The following is a 998-nucleotide window of genomic DNA, read 5'->3' as shown; positions in this document are numbered from 1 at the left end:
GCTGACGAGGTACTGGTACTGCGCGAGCCCGACGAACGCGGGGGAGCCGACGCGTCCCCAGTCCGTGAACGACAGCACGATCGAGAAGACGATCGGGAACAGGCCGAACACGAGGAAGAGCACGTAGAACGGGGCGATCGCCACGTACTGCGGCCAGAAGCGGCGCAGGCTGAACCGGTGCCCGGTCGCCGCGGTCGAGATCGACGCGGTGGGGGCGCCCCCGACGACGGGGTTCGCGGTGGTGGCGGTCTGCTCGCGGACCGGGGCGCTCATGCGGCGACCCCGCGCTTCGCGAGGACGCGGTCGGTCTGGTCGAGCGCGTCCTTCCAGGCGCGTTCCGGGTCCTTGCCGGCGGACTCGACGTTCGTGATCTCGGTCGCGAAGGCGCCGATGAACCGCTCGGAGTTCGAGATGTACGTCACGGGGACCTCCGGGGCCGCCTTGCTGAAGAAGTCGAGCGGGTTCTGGTCCCCGAAGAACTCGCCGGGGTTCCGCATGATGCCGTTCTCGAACGACGCGGGGGTCGACGGGAAGAGCTGGATGTCGTTGTAGGTGTGGGACTGGATGTCCGGCCGGGTGATCCACTTGGCGAACGCGACCGCGGCCTCGGGGTCCTTCGACGACTTCGGGACGGCCAGGAACGAGCCGCCGCTGTTCCCGGGTCGCTCGGGCTGGCGGGCGATCCGCCACTTGCCGGAGAGGTCCGGTGCGGTGTCGTGGATGATCTGCGTCCACCACGCGCCCTCGATCTGCCCGGCGACCCGGCCCGCGACCCATCCGGCGTTCTGGTCGGTGCCGGACTGCAGGTTGGCGGTGATGCCGGCGTGGATCGACTCGACGGCGTTCTCCCACGCCTTCCGGATCGAGCTGTCGTCGTCGTGGTAGAGCGGCTGGTCGTCGCGGTCGAAGTACCGCGTCGGGCTCGCGGAGACGAACTGGTGAAGAGCTGTGTCGCGGTGATGATCGTCGCGGCACCGGTCTGCTGCTTGATCTGCTTG

General features: G+C 68.9%; 1 protein-coding gene and 1 pseudogene. Both read right to left on the bottom strand.

Annotation, left to right across the window (positions count from 1 at the left end; all coding sequences use genetic code 11):
- Positions 1-273 (bottom strand): annotated as a pseudogene (locus I5E_RS25405) (hypothetical protein); the annotation flags it as partial.
- A partial coding sequence (locus I5E_RS09750; RefSeq protein WP_022906808.1) for an extracellular solute-binding protein occupies positions 270-998 on the bottom strand: 729 nt, incomplete at its 5' end. The gene I5E_RS09750 and the pseudogene I5E_RS25405, both read right to left, overlap by 4 nt.

Origin of the sequence: Curtobacterium sp. B18 (assembly GCF_000333375.1) — a bacterium.
GTDB lineage: Bacteria > Actinomycetota > Actinomycetes > Actinomycetales > Microbacteriaceae > Curtobacterium.
The sequence above is the reverse complement of the archived record's forward strand: the minus strand, read 5'-3'. Positions and strand labels throughout refer to the sequence as shown.